Raw genomic sequence first — 15,951 nt, forward strand, 5'->3', positions numbered from 1 at the left:
CATCGGCGCGAACTGGTCCGAAAGAGACCGGCATAAGTGTGACTGCTCCGGGTAGCCGCGCGCCCATGGCCTCTCCACCAGACAGAATTCCGCCGATAGGAAGATCTGACCGCACACCCGGGCCCACTCGCCGGTCGCTGCTCGCGGGGGTTGCGGCGCTCGGCGCGCTGGGCGCCGCGGGCTGCTCACGCGTGGCGACCGCCTCGGGCACTGACGGGGGCGACCTCCTGGACCGGCTGCGCGCGCAGGGCGTGGCGCGGCTCGGGATCGCGGGCGAGATCCCCTTCGGGTACATCGACAGGAACGGCGAGCTGACCGGCGAGGCGCCGGAGCTGGCCAAGGTGATCTTCAAGCAGCTCGGAGTGGACCGGGTGCAGCCGGTGCCGACCGAGTTCGGTTCGCTGATCCCCGGTCTGAAGTCGCAGCAGTTCGATGTCGTGGCCGCCGGGATGTACGTCACCCCGGAACGTTGTGAGCAGGTCATCTTCGCGGACCCCGACTACCAGATGCCCGACGCGTTCGTCGTACGCAAGGGCAATCCCATGGGGCTGCGCGACTACAAGGACGCGTTCGCGAAGAAGGCGCGGATCGCCACCGGGACCGGCTACGCCCAGATCGGGCACGCCATCGAGGCCGGATACCGGCGCGGTGACATCCTCATCGTCCCCGACCAGGTCGCCGGGCTGAACGCCGTCGAGGCCGGGCGGGTCGACTACTTCACCGCCACCGCGGTCACCTCACGCCTGGTCGTGCGGACCTCCTCGAAGACGGAGGCGACGGAGCCCTTCACCCCGATCGTCGACGGCAAGCCGCAGCTCGCCGGAGGCGCCTTCGCGTTCCGGCCGACCGAGACGACGCTGCGGGACACCTTCAACGTGGAGCTGCGCAAGCTCAAGAAGAGCGGCGAGCTGTTCCGCATCCTCGAGCCGTTCGGCTTCACCGAGGCGGAGATGACGGATCTGACCGCGAAGGAGCTGTGCGGCGGATGACCTCTGGACTGTGGGAACTGGTACTCCAAGGCGTCTGGGTCACGATCCAGCTGCTGGTCCTCAGCGCGCTGCTGGCGACGGCGGTGTCCTTCGTGGTCGGTGTCGCGCGCACCCACCGGCTGTGGTTGGTCCGCTTCCTCGCGGGCCTCTACACCGAGGTGTTCCGCGGCACTTCGGCGCTGGTGATGATCTTCTGGGTGTTCTTCGTGCTGCCACCGGCCTTCGGCTGGCAGCTGGTACCGCTGTGGGCGGGCACGCTGGCGCTCGGCCTGACCTACGGGGCGTACGGCTCGGAGATCGTGCGCGGTGCGCTGGGCGCGGTCGACCCGGCGCAGAAGGAGGGCGGGATCGCGCTCAGCTTCACGCCCTGGCAGCGGATGCGGCTGATCCTGCTGCCGCAGGCGGTGCCGGAGATGATCCCGCCGTTCTCCAACCTGCTGGTCGAGCTGCTCAAGGGCACCGCGCTGGTGTCCATCATGGGCATGGGCGACCTGGCGTTCAGCGGCAACCTGGTGCGGCTGGCACTGCAGGAGAGCGCGGAGATCTACACGTACATCCTGCTGATCTACTTCGTGATCGCCTTCCTGCTCACCCGCGTGATGCGAGGGCTGGAGAAGAAGCTGAAGGCGGGGGTCGGGAAGGCGCCCGAGCGTAAGCCCGGCGTGGAGCTCAAGCGTGCCGCGACGACCGGCGTCGGCACGGGAGGTGGCGCATGAACTGGGACTGGAGCGCGGTCTCCGACTTCATGCCGCATTTCTGGGAAGGCCTGCTGGTCACCCTGCAGGTCCTGGTCATCGGCTCGGTGATCTCCTTCGCCCTGGGTCTGGTGTGGGCGCTGCTGATGCGGGTGCCCAGCCGCTGGGTCACCTGGCCGGTCGGGGTGGTCACGGAGTTCATCCGCAACACCCCGCTGCTGGTGCAGCTGTTCTTCCTGTTCTACGTGCTGCCCGAGTGGGGCCTGACCTTCTCCGCGCTGACCACGGGTGTGATCGGCATCGGCCTGCACTACTCGACGTACACGATGCAGGTCTACCGGGCCGGCATCGAGGCGGTGCCCGTCGGCCAGTGGGAGGCCGCGACGGCACTGAACCTGCCGGTGCGGCGGACCTGGAGCGCGGTGATCCTGCCGCAGGCGGTCCGCCGGGTGGTGCCCGCCCTCGGCAACTACGTGATCTCCATGCTGAAGGACACCCCGATGCTGATGGCGATCACCGTGCTGGAGATGCTCGGCGAGGCCCGGCTGTTCTCCCAGCAGAACTTCCAGTTCACCGAGCCGCTGACGGTGATCGGCGTGGCCTTCATCGCCATCTCCTACCTGGCCTCCCTTGCCCTGCGAGCCCTGGAGCGACGCCTTGCCCACTGACACTCTCCCCAACCCCGAGAAGAACCCGCCCGCCGAGAACTCCGGCGAGCTGATCCGGCTGGAGCAGGTCACCAAGCGGTTCGGGGACAACACCGTCCTGGACCACCTCGACTTCAGCGTGGACGCCGGCAAGCACGTCACCCTGATCGGGCCGTCCGGCTCCGGCAAGACCACGATCCTGCGGCTGCTGATGACCCTGCTCAAGCCCGACGAGGGCAGGATCACGGTCGACGGGCAGCAGCTCTTCCCGGCCTCCGACAAGGAGGTCCGCGAGGTCCGCAAGCAGATCGGGATGGTGTTCCAGCAGTTCAACCTGTTCCCGAACATGACGGTGCTGCGGAACATCACCGAGGCGCCGGTCACCGTGCTCGGCCTGTCCAGGGACGAGGCGGTGGAGCGGGCCAGGGAGCTGCTCGACATGGTGGGCCTGGCCGAGAAGGCCGACGCGCACCCGGCCCAGCTCTCCGGCGGCCAGCAGCAGCGCGTGGCGATCGCCCGGGCGCTGGCGATGCGGCCGAAGGTGCTGCTGCTGGACGAGGTGACCTCCGCGCTCGACCCGGAGCTGGTCGCGGGCGTGCTGGATCTGCTGCGGGACATCGCCCGCTCCACGGACATCACCATGCTCTGCGTGACCCACGAGATGAACTTCGCCCGGGACATCTCGGACCAGGTGCTGATGTTCGACTCGGGCCGGGTCATCGAGGCCGGCACGCCGGAGAAGATCTTCAGCGAGCCCGAGCACGACCGCACCAGGGAGTTCCTCAGCGCGGTCCTCTGATCACGGACCGTGTCCGCCCCGACGTCCGAGGTCCGGGCGTTGGGGCGTTCCCTTGACATATGCCGCAGATCAGCACCCCTGCCGAGGGGGCGGGATTCTCGTCAACCGCCGCTCCTTTCAAGCCTCTTGGGGGCTATCGTGAGAGGGATTCGCCGTCCGGACTACGGCCCTACGAGCGAGCGCAGGGGGATCACCGTGGCGCTGCAGCACAAGCCGACCTCCCACCACCACTCCGCCCAGGACGCCCTGCGCATCCTGGAGACGGTGGTGCGGCACAGCACCGGAGTCACCGAGGCCCGGCTCGCCCGGACCACCGGCCTGGGCCCCGGGCGGCTCGCCGCCCTGCTGCGGATGCTGCGCCGCGAGGGCTATGTGGAGCAGATCACCGAGGGCGCGCACGACGGGGCGTACATCACCGGCGAGACGCTCACCCGCCTGGGCTCCGCGCACGGCCGGGAGCAGGCGCTGCGCGAGAAGCTCCAGGGCACCCTGGAGCGGCTGCGGGACTCGGTCGGCGCCGCTGTCTACATCAGCCGGTACGTGGACGGCGAGGTGAGGGTCACCCAGTACGCCGACGGACCGGCGACGCCCCGGGTGAACGAGTGGGTCGACTTCCGCTGCTCGGCGCATGCCACCGCGGTCGGCAAGAGCCTGCTGACCCAGCTGGACCACGCCGGGCGCCGGGACCATCTGGCCCGGCACAGGATGGCCCGCCTCACCTCGCGCACCATCACCAGCGACAGGCTGCTGCTGTCCCGGCTGGCCGCCCAGCCGCCCACGGTGCCCGTCCTGGACCTCCAGGAGTACGCGGTCGGCACGGTCTGTGCCGCCGTGCCGATCACGGCCGGTTCCGCCGCGGGCTGCCTGGCGCTGTCGCTGCCGGTCGAGCATGCGCACCGGCTGCGCCGGGCCGCCGAGGCGCTGAACCGCGGCGCGGCGCCGGTGCTGCTGTCGCTGACGATCTAGGGCGGACCGGCCCGGGGGGCCGTGTGGCCGCGCTCACCCCGCAGCGGTCCGGAGCACCCCTGGGGACCAGGTAGTATTTTCTCCGTCGTCGCCCGCGAGACGCAGGAACGCGCGGTCGGCGGGAGTCATGCGCCGCTAGCTCAGTTGGTTAGAGCAGCTGACTCTTAATCAGCGGGTCCGGGGTTCGAGTCCCTGGCGGCGCACCACATCCGAAAGGGCCCCTCGCCGAGGCGAGGGGCCCTTTCGCTGAGCCTGGGGAGTGCCGAGCCCGAGGGGCCCGGGTCCTAGAAGGTGACGTCCGAGCAGGCGTAGAACGCGTTGCCCGTGTCATGGACCGTCCACACCGCGAGGATGACGTGGTGCCCGCTCAGCCCGGACGGCAGCCGGCCGCTGTGGGAGAGCGTGGACGGCGGACGCTGGCCGTGGTAGGGCACGGTCAGGAACGGTGTGAGGTTGAGATCGGACCGGGACAGGCCGTGGTTCTGGTTCCAGCCCGGCTTCGTCACGTAGTACTTGAAGTCGGTCGTGGCGTGCATGGCGGTGAACTGCCAGCGGAAGGTGTAGTTCTGCCCGCCGTTGAGGCGCGTGGTCGGCCACGCGCCGCCGGACGGCGTCCTGGGACTGTCGAGCTGCGAGAACCGCGCGTTGTTCGCGGAGCAGATCTGCCCGTCGGCAGGTCCGGCCGCCGGGAAGCCCTTCGGGCCCTCGACGCTCTGCGGCTCCCACTGGATCCCGCCGCAGTTGCTGACGGAACCGTTCTGGCAGAGCTTCTGGCGGCTGACGGGGAGGTCGGTGTAGCCGTGACCGCTGGCACCGGCGGAGGAGAACACCAGGGCACCGGTGGTCGCCAGACCCACCGCCCCGGCATACAGCTTGGTCTTCTTGCGCATACTGCTGCTCCTGTGACGTGGGGGAGGATCAGTGAGCCGTGCAGGTCTAGACCAAGTCCCAGACTATTGGCGTGAACTGAACATGTCCATACCAATCGCGAGGGCGGTCAGTGCGCACCCTCCCCCCGTCCCGCGCAGAACGCCACCGTCAGATCCCGCACCAGGACCTTCCGCTCGTAGTCGTCGAGTTCGACGAGGCCGCGCATGGTCAGCCGGGTCACGGTGTCCTCCACCGAGTCCACCACCGAGGTGAGCACGCTCGCGCGCTGCTGGGCGTCGAGCGCGGCGATCCGCCGGCGGTGCATCGCGCCGGCGACCTCGGGGGCGTACTCCACCCGGACCGGGCGCACCGAGAACACCTCCAGGCCGACCGCCGCCGCCTCTCCCGCCACCAGCCGGGTGAGCGTCTCGGCCGCCGCGTCCGGCGCGCTGCGCGCCCCGCCGGGCATCTCCACCGGCACCCGGGCCACCGCCGCCTCGACACACTCGCGCAGATACGTCTCGTGGTCCTCGACGCCCAGCGTGGCCCGCGCCGTGTCCCTCACCCGCCACACCACCAGCGTCACCGCCCGCAGTGCCACCCCGCTGGCGTCGGCGGCGGGCATCGGCTCGCTGCGCCAGTGCCGCAGCCGGACGTCCACCCTGCGGCGCAGCAGCAGCGGGTTGACCCACATCAGTCCGGTGCGCCGGACGGTCCCCCGGTAGCGGCCGAACAGGCCGAGCACCCAGGCCCGCCCGGTCCGGCCCCTGGCCAGCCCGCCGAAGCCGAACAGGCCCAGCGCCCCGGCGGCCGAGTACGCCGCCCACTGCGCGGGCCCGAGCCCCGCCCCCGCGTCCGCCGGCAGCCCCAGCGCCGCCGGCACGACTTCCGGCAGGGTCCCCGCCCACCAGGAGGTGAGCGCACAGCCGGCCACGGCGCAGGACCCGGCGAGCACACCGACCGCGCCGGGCAGCACCCGGGCCGGCCGCTCCGTCAGCTCCGGGTCGACCTCCGGCATCAGCCGCGGCCCGGCTGCCGGCCGGCGCAGCCGCGGCTGCTCCCCGGTGCCCTGTCTCCGGGTGACCACCGCGGGCCGCAGCGGCACCGGCGCCGGATCCGGATCGTCCCGGAAGAGCAGGTGGACGGGGATCTCGGTGGTGGACTCGTTCTTGATCAGCCGGACCGGCCGGGGCGGGCCGCCCTCCGCGGGGCCGCCGGGCTCCGGGGTGGATGACGTGGTCGTCGAAGAGGTCGTACTCATGCGTGCTCCAGCCTCCGCGCCAGATGCGTCATGAACGGGGTGCAGGCGAATGCAGTGACAGGGGTGCAGGCGAGTGCAGTGACAGAGGTGCGGACGAGTGCAGTGACAGGGGTGCGGACGAGTTCGGTGACAGGGGTGCGGTCACGGGAACGGCGAGGCGGTCATGAGAAGAGGCGCCGCCAGGTCTCCGGCCCCGGGTAGCCGTCCGCCGCGCCGCCGCGCCAGCCCTGGGCACGCTGGAAGGCCTCGACGCTGCGGCGGTCCGCCTCGCCCCAGCGCGGCCCCGGCCCGGTCCGGTAGTGCTTGCCGAACCCCTTCTTCACCAGCTGCCGGCCCAGCTGGGTGACGTACGTGTTGTTCGCGCCCGGCCGGAACATCGCGCCGCCCGGGAAGCCGGGCACCCCGTGCGAGGGGGGACCCGCGGCCCCTCTGCTCGCCGCCGGGACGTCCTTGCCCCTGCCGGTCACCAGCAGCTTCCAGGTCCCCGCGCCCGGCAGCCCGTCGGCCTCGGCGCCCCGCCAGCCCTGGGCCAGCTGGAACGCCCGGGTCGCCCTGCGGTCCGCCTCCGACCAGCGGGGCCCGGGGCCGGTGGTGTAGTGGCGCTGGGCGCCGCGCTCCACGAGCATCCGCCCGAGCTGGGTGACGAACTTGTTGTTCGCGCCGGGCCCGAACGACGCCGCCCCCGGGAAACGGGTCGCGACCGCGGCCTCGGGCCCCTTGGCCTGCGGGGCGGGTTCCTCGGCCGCCGGAGCCGGTTCCTCGGCCGCGGTGCCGAGGCCCTTGTAGCGGTAGGGAAGATAGCGGGAGGAATTGCTCCAGTAGGCGTAGGGGGTGGTCCGTTTCACGGTGTGCGGGGGGGTCTGCTCGTAGGCGGTGTAGTAGGTGTGCGTGTGGTCCGTCCAGCCGCCGAAAATCACCACGTGGGAACCCGACTGAGGGTTGGCCGGATTGTGGAAGAGCAGCATGTCACCGGGCAGCAGCTCCTCCTTCGAAATAGGGTCGGCGAACTTTCCGAGGCTGCCCGTCCACTCGTTCCCGGTCAGTCCCCAGGCCATGGACACATATCCCGAGCAGTCCTGCCGGTAACCATCGGACCAGTAGGTGCTCATGCTGTACGGGACTTTTGCGGCGACCCATTTCTTGGCCCGGTTGATGATCTGGGCGCGGGTGGTCGCAGGCGTCTCGACGGCGGCCGTCGAGGGCGCGGGAGCGCCGCCCGCACCATGGAGCGGGGACCTGGTTCCCTGGGGTGTATCAGGCTCGTCACCTGCGACGACACCCGGAATGCCGGGTGCGTGGGCGGCGGCCGGGAGGGCTGCCGCCTGGCCCGCGCCGACCGCGGCGGAGGCCGCCGTCGCCACGATCAGGGCCCGGTGGGCGGCCGGACGGGTCACGGTTGGGCCGTTCGGGGAATGCGGCGGGACACTCCGCCGCAGCCGGCAGCCCGGGCAGTCGCAGTCGCCCTCCGGGGCGATTTCCTCGAATGCCGGAGTCTCCATGCGATTCCCCTCACACGTCAGCTGAAAATCTCCGCAGCGATTCACATGCGTCAGTTTCTCAACTGACTTCCCGGTGCGCATGCTGACGGTCCGAATGATGTACGGCGGATTCCCGGACGGCGGCACGGTCCGGCCCGCGACAGGAGGGCCGCGGGCCCGTGGTCGGGAGCACCCTGCGGGGTCGGGTAGAGTTATCGGCGTCAGCAGGCGCCGCTAGCTCAGTTGGTTAGAGCAGCTGACTCTTAATCAGCGGGTCCGGGGTTCGAGTCCCTGGCGGCGCACCGACGGCAAAAGGGCCCCCCACTCACGCGGGGGGCCCTTTTGTAGTAACGCTGCCCGCCGCCCCGCGGGCCGCCCCGGCGCCCGGCTCCGGAGCCCGCGCCCCCGCCCCCTTCCGTTCCCTCCCCATACGCCACAATGAACGCGCATGACCGGTAAACACCACATTTCGCATCTTGCGATCATGCTGAACGCCGTAGAACCCTGGTCCAGTTGAGGGCAGGGAGAAACGAACCGGGTGTCGGTACGGCGAGGACAGGGGTCCCGTCATGGACCGGACACCGAGGGGGCATCCTGCAACCGGGGGCCCACATTCCATGTCTATAAAGTGTGTGGATGACGTGGTGACTGCGGGCCACCATTGATACGCCTGTGAAGGTCGAGGGGGACCGGGCACAGGCGCTGGAAGCGACGAAACACGCGGTGCGCCGCATGTGGGGGGAAGACTCATGGCGTCGACGCCGACGGGCGACCGACAGGACTCCGATCCGTCCCGGACCACCCAGCTCAGGGTGCCCGCGCATCGGAACAGCACCACCGGCACCTTCCGCCGTATCCGGAAGACGCTGCCGCGCTACGACTACGAGCACTACAGCCGGCTGGCGGGGCCCCTCACCCAGCCCGACCCGAACAAGCCGTACCGGGTCCAGTACCGCTCGCTGATCTCGCAGGAGCCGCACCGCATCCGCATCACCCTGATGCTGGCCGCGGCCCCCGTGCTGAGCCTGGTGCTGCTCTTCTGGCTGCTGCAGCCCTCGCACTGGACCGAGCGCGACCACCCGGCGTTCGACTGGCTGCCCGCCCTCGACGTCGTCATGCTCGTCTCGATCGGCCTGATCGAGTTCTTCCGCTGCATGAACGTGGTCTCGAACGCGCACGCCACCCTGGTCGCCCGCGACCCGGTCCCGGTGGTGCCCGAGACCGGCACCCGGGTCGCCTTCCTCACCTCCTTCGTGCCCGGCAAGGAGCCGCTGGAGATGGTGACCAAGACCCTGGAGGCGGCCGTCAGGATCCGCCACCGCGGTCTGATGCACGTCTGGCTGCTCGACGAGGGCGACGACCCGGAGGTGAAGGAGGTCTGCGCCCGCCTGGGCGTCCACCACTTCTCCCGCAAGGGCGTCGCCAAGTGGAACCGCAAGAAGGGCCCGCATCGCGCCAAGACCAAGCACGGCAACTACAACGCCTGGCTGGAGGCGCACGGCGACGACTACGACTTCTTCGCCTCGGTCGACACCGACCACGTGCCGCTGCCCAACTACCTGGAGCGGATGCTCGGCTTCTTCCGCGACCCCGACGTCGGCTTCGTCATCGGCCCGCAGGTCTACGGCAACTACGACAACTTCGTCACCAAGGCCGCCGAGTCCCAGCAGTTCCTCTTCCACGCGCTGATCCAGCGGGCCGGCAACCGCTACGGCTCACCGATGTTCGTCGGCACCTCCAACGCCGTACGGATCAAGGCGATCAAGCAGATCGGCGGGCTGTACGACTCGATCACCGAGGACATGGCCACCGGGTTCGAGATGCACCGCGCCAAGAACCCGGCGACGGGCCGCAAGTGGCGCTCGGTCTACACCCCCGACGTACTCGCCGTCGGCGAGGGCCCCAACGCCTGGACCGACTTCTTCACCCAGCAGATGCGCTGGTCCCGGGGAACCTACGAGACGATCCTCAAGCAGTACTGGAAGGGCTGGTACTCGCTCCCGCCGAGCAAGCTCTTCAACTACACGATGATGATCATCTTCTATCCGATGTCGGCCCTGAACTGGATCCTGGCGGCGATGAGCTGCGCGCTGTTCCTGGGCCTCGGCGCCTCGGGCGTCAACATCGACCCGGCGGTCTGGCTGATGCTCTACGGCAACGCCTCCGCGCTCCAGATCGGCCTGTACGTATGGAACCGCCGCCACAACGTCTCCCCGCACGAGCCGGAGGGCTCCGGCGGCGTCGCCGGCATGGTGATGTCCGCGCTGTCGGCGCCGCTGTACGCCAAGGCACTGATCGACTCGGTGCTCCGCCGCAAGAGCAAGTTCGTGGTCACGCCCAAGGGCGACTCGGCAAGCCCGGACACCCTGTTCGGAACCTTCCGCTACCACTGGTACTTCATCCTGATCTTCGGTGCGTCGATCGCCGCCGGCTTCGTCCTCGGCAACTCCCACCCTGCGATGATCATCTGGGCGTCGTTCGCGCTGCTGATCACCGCCACACCGGTCTTCGCCTGGCGGCACGCCCTGCGTGAGGCGAAGCGGCAGCCCGCCGCCGCGGCCCCGGCCCCGGCGGCCGAGGTACGGGAACCGGCGCCCGCCGCCGCGTACGACCAGCCCGCGGTGCCCGCACCGCACCCGGGACCCGCACCGCACCCGGGGCCCGGGCCGCACGCGCCCAAGCAGCCGCCCACCTGGGCCGCCGCGGACGGGAGCAGCGGAGGGAACGACCAGACCATGCAGATCGCCCTTGGTGGACTTGGGGGACGTAAGGAATGAAGGACCGTGCCGGCCGTCGCCGGGCCCGTCGCTTCGCGATAGGCACGGCGGTGGTAGTCGCGCTGGCCGGGATGAACGGGCCGTGGCTCTACCGCTTCGGAACCGAGAAATACCACCAGTACACGATCAACAAGCCCGAGTACAAGGCCGAGAACGGCAAGTGGGAGATCATCGAGTTTCCCGAGAAGTACCGGCAGAACACCATCCACGCGGCGCTGCTGCACACCGGCAAGGTGCTGCTCGTCGCCGGCTCCGGGAACGACCAGGACAACTTCGACGCCAAGCAGTACGACACCCGGATCTGGGACCCGGTCAAGGGCACCGTCAAGAAGGTCCCCACCCCGAACGACCTGTTCTGCACCGGCCACACCCAGCTGCCCAACGGCAATCTGCTGATCGCGGGCGGCACCAAGCGGTACGAGAAGCTCAAGGGCGACGTGAAGAAGGCCGGCGGCCTGATGATCGTCCACAACGAGAACCCGGACAAGCCGATCACCCTGCCCGCCGGAACGAAGTTCACCGGCAAGGAGAACGGCAAGACCTTCGTCTCCAAGGACCCGGTCCTGGTGCCGCGCGCGGAGAAGAACTTCGACGAGGAGACCGGCCGGTTCCTCGGTAACACGCCGGGCTACGGCCGGGTCTACGTCGAGGCGCAGAAGGAGGGCCGGCAGTACGAGACCGGCACCCAGGACAACTACCGCGTCCAGGGGCTCGAGGGCGAGGACGCCCGCAACACCTACGGCATCGCGGAGAAACTCGCCCTCGACAAGAAGGACTTCCAGGGCATCCGGGACGCCTTCGAGTTCGACCCGGTCGCCGAGAAGTACGTCAAGGTCGACCCGATGCACGAGGCCCGCTGGTACCCGACGCTCACCACACTGAGCGACGGCAAGATCCTCAGCGTCTCCGGACTCGACGACATCGGCCAGCTGGTCCCGGGCAAGAACGAGATCTACGACCCGAAGACCAAGGGGTGGACGTACACCGAGGAGGAGCGTCAGTTCCCGACGTATCCGGCGCTGTTCCTGATGCAGGACGGGAAGATCTTCTACTCGGGTTCGAACGCCGGTTACGGGCCCGACGACGTCGGCCGCGACCCCGGCGTCTGGGACGTGGAGACCAACAGGTTCACCGAGATCCCCGGCATGAGCGACGCCGACATGCTCGAGACCTCCGCCACCGTGCTGCTGCCGCCCGCGCAGGACGAGAAGTACCTGGTGATCGGCGGCGGCGGGGTCGGCGAGTCCCGGCTGGCCAGCGAGAAGACCCGGCTGGTCGATCTCAGGGCCGACTCGCCGGAGTTCACCGACGGCCCCTCCCTGGAGAAGGGCACCCGCTATCCACAGGCCTCGATCCTGCCCAACGACGACGTGCTCGTCTCCGGCGGCTCCGCGGACTACCGGGGCCGCAGCGACTCCAACATCCTGCAGGCCCGGATCTACGACACGGAGACCAACGAGTTCGACCGGGTCGCCGACCCGCTGGTGGGCCGCAACTACCACTCCGGGTCGATCCTGCTGCCCGACGGACGCGTGATGTTCTTCGGCTCCGACTCGCTCTTCGCCGACAAGGCCAACACCAAGCCGGGCGAGTTCGAGCAGCGCATCGAGATCTACACGCCGCCGTACCTCTACGGCGAGGAGCGGCCGGATCTGTCCGGCGGCCCCGAGACCCTCGAGCGGGGCGGCTCGGGGACGTTCACCTCGAAGGCGGCCGGGTCCGTGGAGAAGGTGCGGCTGATCCGGCCGAGCGCGTCGACCCACGTCACCGACGTGGACCAGCGGTCGGTCGCGCTGGAGTTCGAGGCGGAGGGGGACCGGCTCACGGTGACCGTGCCCGAGAACAAGAACCTCGTGCAGTCGGGGTGGTACATGCTGTTCGTCACCGACGGGAACGGGGTGCCCAGCAAGGCGCAGTGGGTGAAGATCCCCTAGGGCTGCGTCTTCGCGTTTCTCTCGTTTCACGGCGCTCCCGCCGGCCGGTTCTCCGGCTCTGCGGGAGCGCCGTGGTACGTCGCGCGGCCCGAGCGCGCCTCAGGCGTCCGATCCCTTGGCCAGCTCCAGGGCGTAGTCGGGCCACCACTCGCCCGCCTTCGGGCCGCCCTTGCACTCGCCGTCGGACTCGCCGGGGCGTTTGATCCAGAGGTAGGCGTCGACCAAGGGGTCGGCCGTGTCCGTCGTGGGGATCTCGCCGAGTGCGCGGCCGGGCGGGTTGCACCAGCGCTCGCCCGGGTCGCCCTCGGTGTACGGGCCGTTGCCGTTGCGGCTGGTGTCGATGACGAAGTGCTTGCCGCCGACCTTGACGGAGAGCTCCTTGCCGTAGGCGATGGAGTCCTCGGTCGTGTAGTAGTTGGACACGTTGACCGAGAAGCCGTCGGCCTGGCCGACGCCCGCCCACTGCAGCGGCTGGAAGATCTGGTCGGGGTGGCCCCAGCCGGCGTTGCCCGCGTCCAGGTAGACCCTGGTGTTCTTCAGCGACTTCAGCTTGGCGACGGCACTCTTGAGGAGGTCGTAGCGCTCCTCGTGGTACTGCTCCGGGGTGCAGCCGTCCACCAGGTGCAGGACCGCGTCCGGTTCCAGGATCACCGTGGCGGAGCGGTCGCCGATGCCCTTGGCCACGGCGTCGACGAAGGAGCGGTAGGCGTCGCCGTCGGCGGCGCCGCCCTGCGAGTACTGGCCGCAGTCGCGGTGCGGGATGTTGTAGAGAACCAGCAGCGCGGTGCGGTCGGCGGCGTCGGCGGCCTCGGTGAAGCCCCGGGTCTGTTCCTCGGGGTTCTCCGGGCTGATCCACTCGGCGACCGGCTGCTGGGCGATCTTGCGGATCTGGTCGGCCTGCGTGTCCTGCCCGGACTTCTTCAGCTCCGCCAGCTGCCGGGCCGCGGTGCCGTCCGGGTTGACCCAGAACGGGTCGGCGTCCTTGGGCTGCTGGGTGATTCCGGCGCCCGCCCCCTTCTCCTTGCCGTCGTCCTCCCCGTCTCCGGCGGACGAACAGCCGGCGAGCAGCAGTGCCGCCCCCAGCACCGCCGCGGACGCACGTGTTCCGGCGAACGTTCCGGCCCCCCTGGTGCCGTACATCCAACCCCCCTCGGGTGCACTGTTCCGAGGCTCAATCCTGACATACGCCCAGGGCGGGACGGGGCCCGAGGCCGCCGGTCGAGCGGCCGGTTCAGCGGCCGGTTCCGGTGAGGTAGGCGGAGACGACGACATTGGCGGTGTAGCGGTTGCTCACCTTGTCGAAGCTGCCGCCGCAGGTGATCAGCCGCAGCTCGGCGCGGCCGGAGCGGTGCGGCCCGTACGCCTGGTGGGCGTCGAAGGAGTCGCGGGTGAGGACCTGGATGTCGTCGACGGTGAACTCGGCGACCCCGGCACCGTCCCGGACCACGCGGATGGTCTCGCCGGGCTCCAGGGTGCTGATCTTGTAGAAGACGGCGGGGCGCGTCTCCGTGTCGACGTGGCCCACCAGCAGCGCGGTGCCGGCCTCCCCCGGGGTGGCACCGGCCGCGTACCAGCCGACCGCGCCGGCCCGGTCGTAGGGCGGGGCCTGCAGGGCGCCCTTGCCGTCCAGGCCGCGGGCCAGCACCGGAGCCCGGATGCCGAGTTCGGGGATGTCCAGGCGCTCGGGCAGGGCCGCGTCGAGCGGCCTGTGGGCGGCCGGCAGGTCGATGACGGGCGGCCGGCCGGCCGCCGCCATGTCGCCGGTGGCGGGCCCGGTCGTCCGGTCGGGGACGTCGGTGGCCTCACGGCCCCACAGCCACAGCCCGAGCAGCAGCACCGTCCAGGCGATGCCGGTCAGCAGGCGACCGCCACGGGCGGCGCGTTCCTGGTCGGACATGATCGGTCAGTCCGTTCCGCGGCTCCGGCGGGCGCTGCGCAGCGCGACGGCGACCGCGGCGACTCCGGCGAGGATCAGGCCGGTCACCGCATGGGCGGTGCCGGGACCCTCGGCGCGGGCGTCGTCCCCCCGGCCGTCGGCTGCGGCCAGACGGGCGGTACCGCCGCCGCCCGCGTCGACGGGGGCGACGGGTGAGGAAGGGGCACTGGGCCGGGCGTACGGGTCGGCTTCGGTGGAGGGGTGGTGCTTCTCGGCGATGTTCAGGGTTCCGGTGTGTTCGGCGGTGCCGCAGCGGACCTTCACGGCGTAGGCGCCGGCCGTGACCGTGTTCCGGACGCGGCCGGCGCCGACGAGTGCGCCGTCGGTGCCGGCGAAGGTGAGCCGGGCGTCGGAGACGAATGCCACGGAGACGGCGACGGCGGTCTTCTCGGTGCAGTCGGCCACGCGCAGCGTGACGTCGGTGCCGGGTGCGGGACGGGCGGGGGTCACCGTGACTCCGCCCCCGTCGGTGGCGTACGCCGTGGGGGTGAGCACCGCGGCCAGCGCGGCTCCGGCACAGAGAGTGACTTTCAGTGAGCCCATCGTGAACCTCCAGTGCCTGGAGACTCCCCCGCGGGCCCGGTCCCTGCATCCGGCGCCGGGCTCCGGCTACGCCGATCGGGTGATGCCGGGTCGTTCCGTCACTTCGTGAGCACGGGTTCGGCCAGGGCGGTGACCACATCGCTGCTGCAGCCGTCGCTGTCGACGTTGGTGACCTCCAGCCGCAGCCGCAGCACACCGCTCACGTCGACGGACACCGGCATGGCCGACCCGAAGTTCAGGGTCTTGCTGGTCAGCAGCTCTCCGTCGCCGTGGACGGTGACCTTGCGGGGGATGCCGTCGGCGGAGACGTCGGTGATGCCCGCGACGAACCGCAGGGTGGCCCACTCCCGGGCGAGGTTGTACTCCACGGAACTGACGAAGCAGAACCCCGCCTCCGCGAGCAGGGCGTCCTCGTGGGGCTCGGTGTCGACGGTCGCGGAGCCCTGCTCCATGTTCGTCATCTCCACCGCCTCCAGGGAGGTCAGCGGCAGTTCACCGGTGTCCGCGCCGGCCCCGGACTCCGACGGGCTCGCCGGGTCCGCACCGGCCTCTTCAGCGCTGCCGGACGGCGAGGAGGTGGGGGTCGGGGTGGCAGTGGCTCCGGTGTCCGGGGCACCGGTGGTCTCGGGGGCGGGGGTCGGGGTGGCGGGTGGCGGGCCGTCCTGGGACGCGGCGGTGCCGGTGCGCCCGGCATCCAGGTAGTGGACGGCGGCGTACGTGCCGCCGCCCGCCACCACGGCGACAGCGAGCAGCGCCGCGGCAACGGACAGGACACGGCGCCGCCGTGTCGGAGCCGCTGCCGGGTGCGGTGCGGCCGGGCGAGTGGGTGCGGCGGCGGTGTGCGGGCCGTGCGGGGGCCGGGACGCCGGCGCCGGAGCGGGTGCGGCCGGGGGGCCCGGCGGGCCCGCGGGCGGGGGGGGGGGCGGTGGGGGGGCGGGGGGGGCCGGGGGAGGCGCCCGGGGGGGGGCGGGGCGGGGTCGCGCCCCCGGAAACACCCCCCCCGGGGGGGGCGGGGCCCGCCCCCGACACAGTGTCTGTGGTTTCCGTGCACGCGTA

At 70.7% G+C, this 15,951-nt stretch carries 14 protein-coding genes and 2 tRNA genes; 9 read left to right on the forward strand and 7 right to left on the reverse strand.

Features of this window, described 5'->3' with window-relative positions:
- Positions 1 to 65: 65 nt before the first annotated feature.
- From ehuB to V5O46_RS14355, 6 genes are all read left to right on the forward strand, one after another.
- Positions 66 to 989: an ectoine/hydroxyectoine ABC transporter substrate-binding protein EhuB gene (gene ehuB, locus V5O46_RS14330; protein WP_332884956.1), complete on the forward strand. Its 924-nt coding sequence runs from the start codon at positions 66 to 68 to the stop codon at positions 987 to 989.
- Entirely contained in the window at positions 986 to 1,705 is a 720-nt protein-coding gene (gene ehuC / locus V5O46_RS14335; protein ID WP_332884957.1) for an ectoine/hydroxyectoine ABC transporter permease subunit EhuC, read from the forward strand. The genes ehuB and ehuC overlap by 4 nt, the downstream gene beginning before the upstream one ends.
- Positions 1,702 to 2,352 carry an ectoine/hydroxyectoine ABC transporter permease subunit EhuD gene (gene ehuD, locus V5O46_RS14340; RefSeq protein WP_332884958.1) on the forward strand — a complete coding sequence of 217 codons (651 nt, stop codon included), beginning with the start codon at positions 1,702 to 1,704 and terminating at the stop codon, positions 2,350 to 2,352. Before ehuC ends, ehuD begins: the two co-directional genes overlap by 4 nt.
- The gene (gene ehuA, locus V5O46_RS14345) at positions 2,342 to 3,130 is read left to right on the forward strand and encodes an ectoine/hydroxyectoine ABC transporter ATP-binding protein EhuA (RefSeq protein WP_332884959.1); all 789 of its coding nucleotides are present in this window, start codon (positions 2,342 to 2,344) and stop codon (positions 3,128 to 3,130) included. Before ehuD ends, ehuA begins: the two co-directional genes overlap by 11 nt.
- Before the next feature lie 195 nt (positions 3,131 to 3,325).
- The gene (locus V5O46_RS14350; protein WP_332884960.1) at positions 3,326 to 4,096 is read left to right on the forward strand and encodes an IclR family transcriptional regulator; all 771 of its coding nucleotides are present in this window, start codon (positions 3,326 to 3,328) and stop codon (positions 4,094 to 4,096) included.
- A 129-nt stretch (positions 4,097 to 4,225) separates the two neighbouring features.
- Positions 4,226 to 4,302, forward strand: a tRNA-Lys gene (locus tag V5O46_RS14355).
- Positions 4,303 to 4,380: 78 nt separating this feature from the next.
- Here the strand turns inward: V5O46_RS14355 and V5O46_RS14360 are convergent.
- The 3 genes from V5O46_RS14360 to V5O46_RS14370 all read right to left on the reverse strand — a co-directional run bounded on the left by V5O46_RS14360 (position 4,381) and on the right by V5O46_RS14370 (position 7,726).
- Positions 4,381 to 4,986 (reverse strand): lytic polysaccharide monooxygenase auxiliary activity family 9 protein, encoded by a 606-nt coding sequence (locus V5O46_RS14360; RefSeq protein WP_332884961.1) that lies wholly within the window; start codon positions 4,984 to 4,986, stop codon positions 4,381 to 4,383.
- Between the two features lie 107 nt (positions 4,987 to 5,093).
- Positions 5,094 to 6,227: an SPFH domain-containing protein gene (locus V5O46_RS14365; protein WP_332884962.1), complete on the reverse strand. Its 1,134-nt coding sequence runs from the start codon at positions 6,225 to 6,227 to the stop codon at positions 5,094 to 5,096.
- A 161-nt stretch (positions 6,228 to 6,388) separates the two neighbouring features.
- Positions 6,389 to 7,726 carry a peptidoglycan-binding protein gene (locus V5O46_RS14370; RefSeq protein ID WP_332884963.1) on the reverse strand — a complete coding sequence of 446 codons (1,338 nt, stop codon included), beginning with the start codon at positions 7,724 to 7,726 and terminating at the stop codon, positions 6,389 to 6,391.
- A gap of 207 nt (positions 7,727 to 7,933) precedes the next feature.
- Between V5O46_RS14370 and V5O46_RS14375 the strand changes: the two genes are divergently transcribed.
- The 3 genes from V5O46_RS14375 to glxA all read left to right on the forward strand — a co-directional run bounded on the left by V5O46_RS14375 (position 7,934) and on the right by glxA (position 12,416).
- A tRNA-Lys gene (locus V5O46_RS14375) sits at positions 7,934 to 8,007 on the forward strand.
- Between the two features lie 447 nt (positions 8,008 to 8,454).
- The gene (locus tag V5O46_RS14380; protein ID WP_332884964.1) at positions 8,455 to 10,482 is read left to right on the forward strand and encodes a glycosyltransferase family 2 protein; all 2,028 of its coding nucleotides are present in this window, start codon (positions 8,455 to 8,457) and stop codon (positions 10,480 to 10,482) included.
- On the forward strand, positions 10,479 to 12,416 hold the full coding sequence (gene glxA, locus V5O46_RS14385; protein WP_332884965.1) for a radical copper oxidase GlxA: 1,938 nt from the start codon (positions 10,479 to 10,481) through the stop codon (positions 12,414 to 12,416). Before V5O46_RS14380 ends, glxA begins: the two co-directional genes overlap by 4 nt.
- A gap of 99 nt (positions 12,417 to 12,515) precedes the next feature.
- Here the strand turns inward: glxA and V5O46_RS14390 are convergent, their stop codons facing one another.
- From V5O46_RS14390 to V5O46_RS14405, 4 genes are all read right to left on the reverse strand, one after another.
- The gene (locus V5O46_RS14390) at positions 12,516 to 13,556 is read right to left on the reverse strand and encodes a glycoside hydrolase family 6 protein (protein WP_332884966.1); all 1,041 of its coding nucleotides are present in this window, start codon (positions 13,554 to 13,556) and stop codon (positions 12,516 to 12,518) included.
- Positions 13,557 to 13,647: 91 nt separating this feature from the next.
- Positions 13,648 to 14,313 carry a class F sortase gene (locus V5O46_RS14395; RefSeq protein WP_332884967.1) on the reverse strand — a complete coding sequence of 222 codons (666 nt, stop codon included), beginning with the start codon at positions 14,311 to 14,313 and terminating at the stop codon, positions 13,648 to 13,650.
- A 6-nt stretch (positions 14,314 to 14,319) separates the two neighbouring features.
- Positions 14,320 to 14,895 carry a hypothetical protein gene (locus tag V5O46_RS14400; protein WP_332884968.1) on the reverse strand — a complete coding sequence of 192 codons (576 nt, stop codon included), beginning with the start codon at positions 14,893 to 14,895 and terminating at the stop codon, positions 14,320 to 14,322.
- 98 nt (positions 14,896 to 14,993) lie between these two features.
- Complete coding sequence (locus tag V5O46_RS14405; protein ID WP_332884969.1) at positions 14,994 to 15,632, reverse strand: NPCBM/NEW2 domain-containing protein; 639 nt, start codon at positions 15,630 to 15,632, stop codon at positions 14,994 to 14,996.
- Positions 15,633 to 15,951: the final 319 nt, after the last annotated feature.

Origin of the sequence: Streptomyces poriticola, from assembly GCF_036689765.1 — a bacterium.
Taxonomy (GTDB): Bacteria; Actinomycetota; Actinomycetes; order Streptomycetales; family Streptomycetaceae; genus Streptomyces; species Streptomyces poriticola.

What these genes read in the sequence shown, in the direction of transcription:
- ehuB (WP_332884956.1), top strand. Translation starts at nt 66, where the DNA reads ATGGCCTCTCCACCAGACAGAATTCCGCCGATAGGAAGATCTGACCGC.
- ehuC (WP_332884957.1), top strand. Translation starts at nt 986, where the DNA reads ATGACCTCTGGACTGTGGGAACTGGTACTCCAAGGCGTCTGGGTCACG.
- ehuD (WP_332884958.1), top strand. Translation starts at nt 1,702, where the DNA reads ATGAACTGGGACTGGAGCGCGGTCTCCGACTTCATGCCGCATTTCTGG.
- V5O46_RS14360 (WP_332884961.1), bottom strand. Translation starts at nt 4,986, where the DNA reads ATGCGCAAGAAGACCAAGCTGTATGCCGGGGCGGTGGGTCTGGCGACC.
- V5O46_RS14365 (WP_332884962.1), bottom strand. Translation starts at nt 6,227, where the DNA reads ATGAGTACGACCTCTTCGACGACCACGTCATCCACCCCGGAGCCCGGC.
- V5O46_RS14370 (WP_332884963.1), bottom strand. Translation starts at nt 7,726, where the DNA reads ATGGAGACTCCGGCATTCGAGGAAATCGCCCCGGAGGGCGACTGCGAC.
- V5O46_RS14380 (WP_332884964.1), top strand. Translation starts at nt 8,455, where the DNA reads ATGGCGTCGACGCCGACGGGCGACCGACAGGACTCCGATCCGTCCCGG.
- glxA (WP_332884965.1), top strand. Translation starts at nt 10,479, where the DNA reads ATGAAGGACCGTGCCGGCCGTCGCCGGGCCCGTCGCTTCGCGATAGGC.
- V5O46_RS14390 (WP_332884966.1), bottom strand. Translation starts at nt 13,556, where the DNA reads ATGTACGGCACCAGGGGGGCCGGAACGTTCGCCGGAACACGTGCGTCC.
- V5O46_RS14395 (WP_332884967.1), bottom strand. Translation starts at nt 14,313, where the DNA reads ATGTCCGACCAGGAACGCGCCGCCCGTGGCGGTCGCCTGCTGACCGGC.
- V5O46_RS14400 (WP_332884968.1), bottom strand. Translation starts at nt 14,895, where the DNA reads ATGGGCTCACTGAAAGTCACTCTCTGTGCCGGAGCCGCGCTGGCCGCG.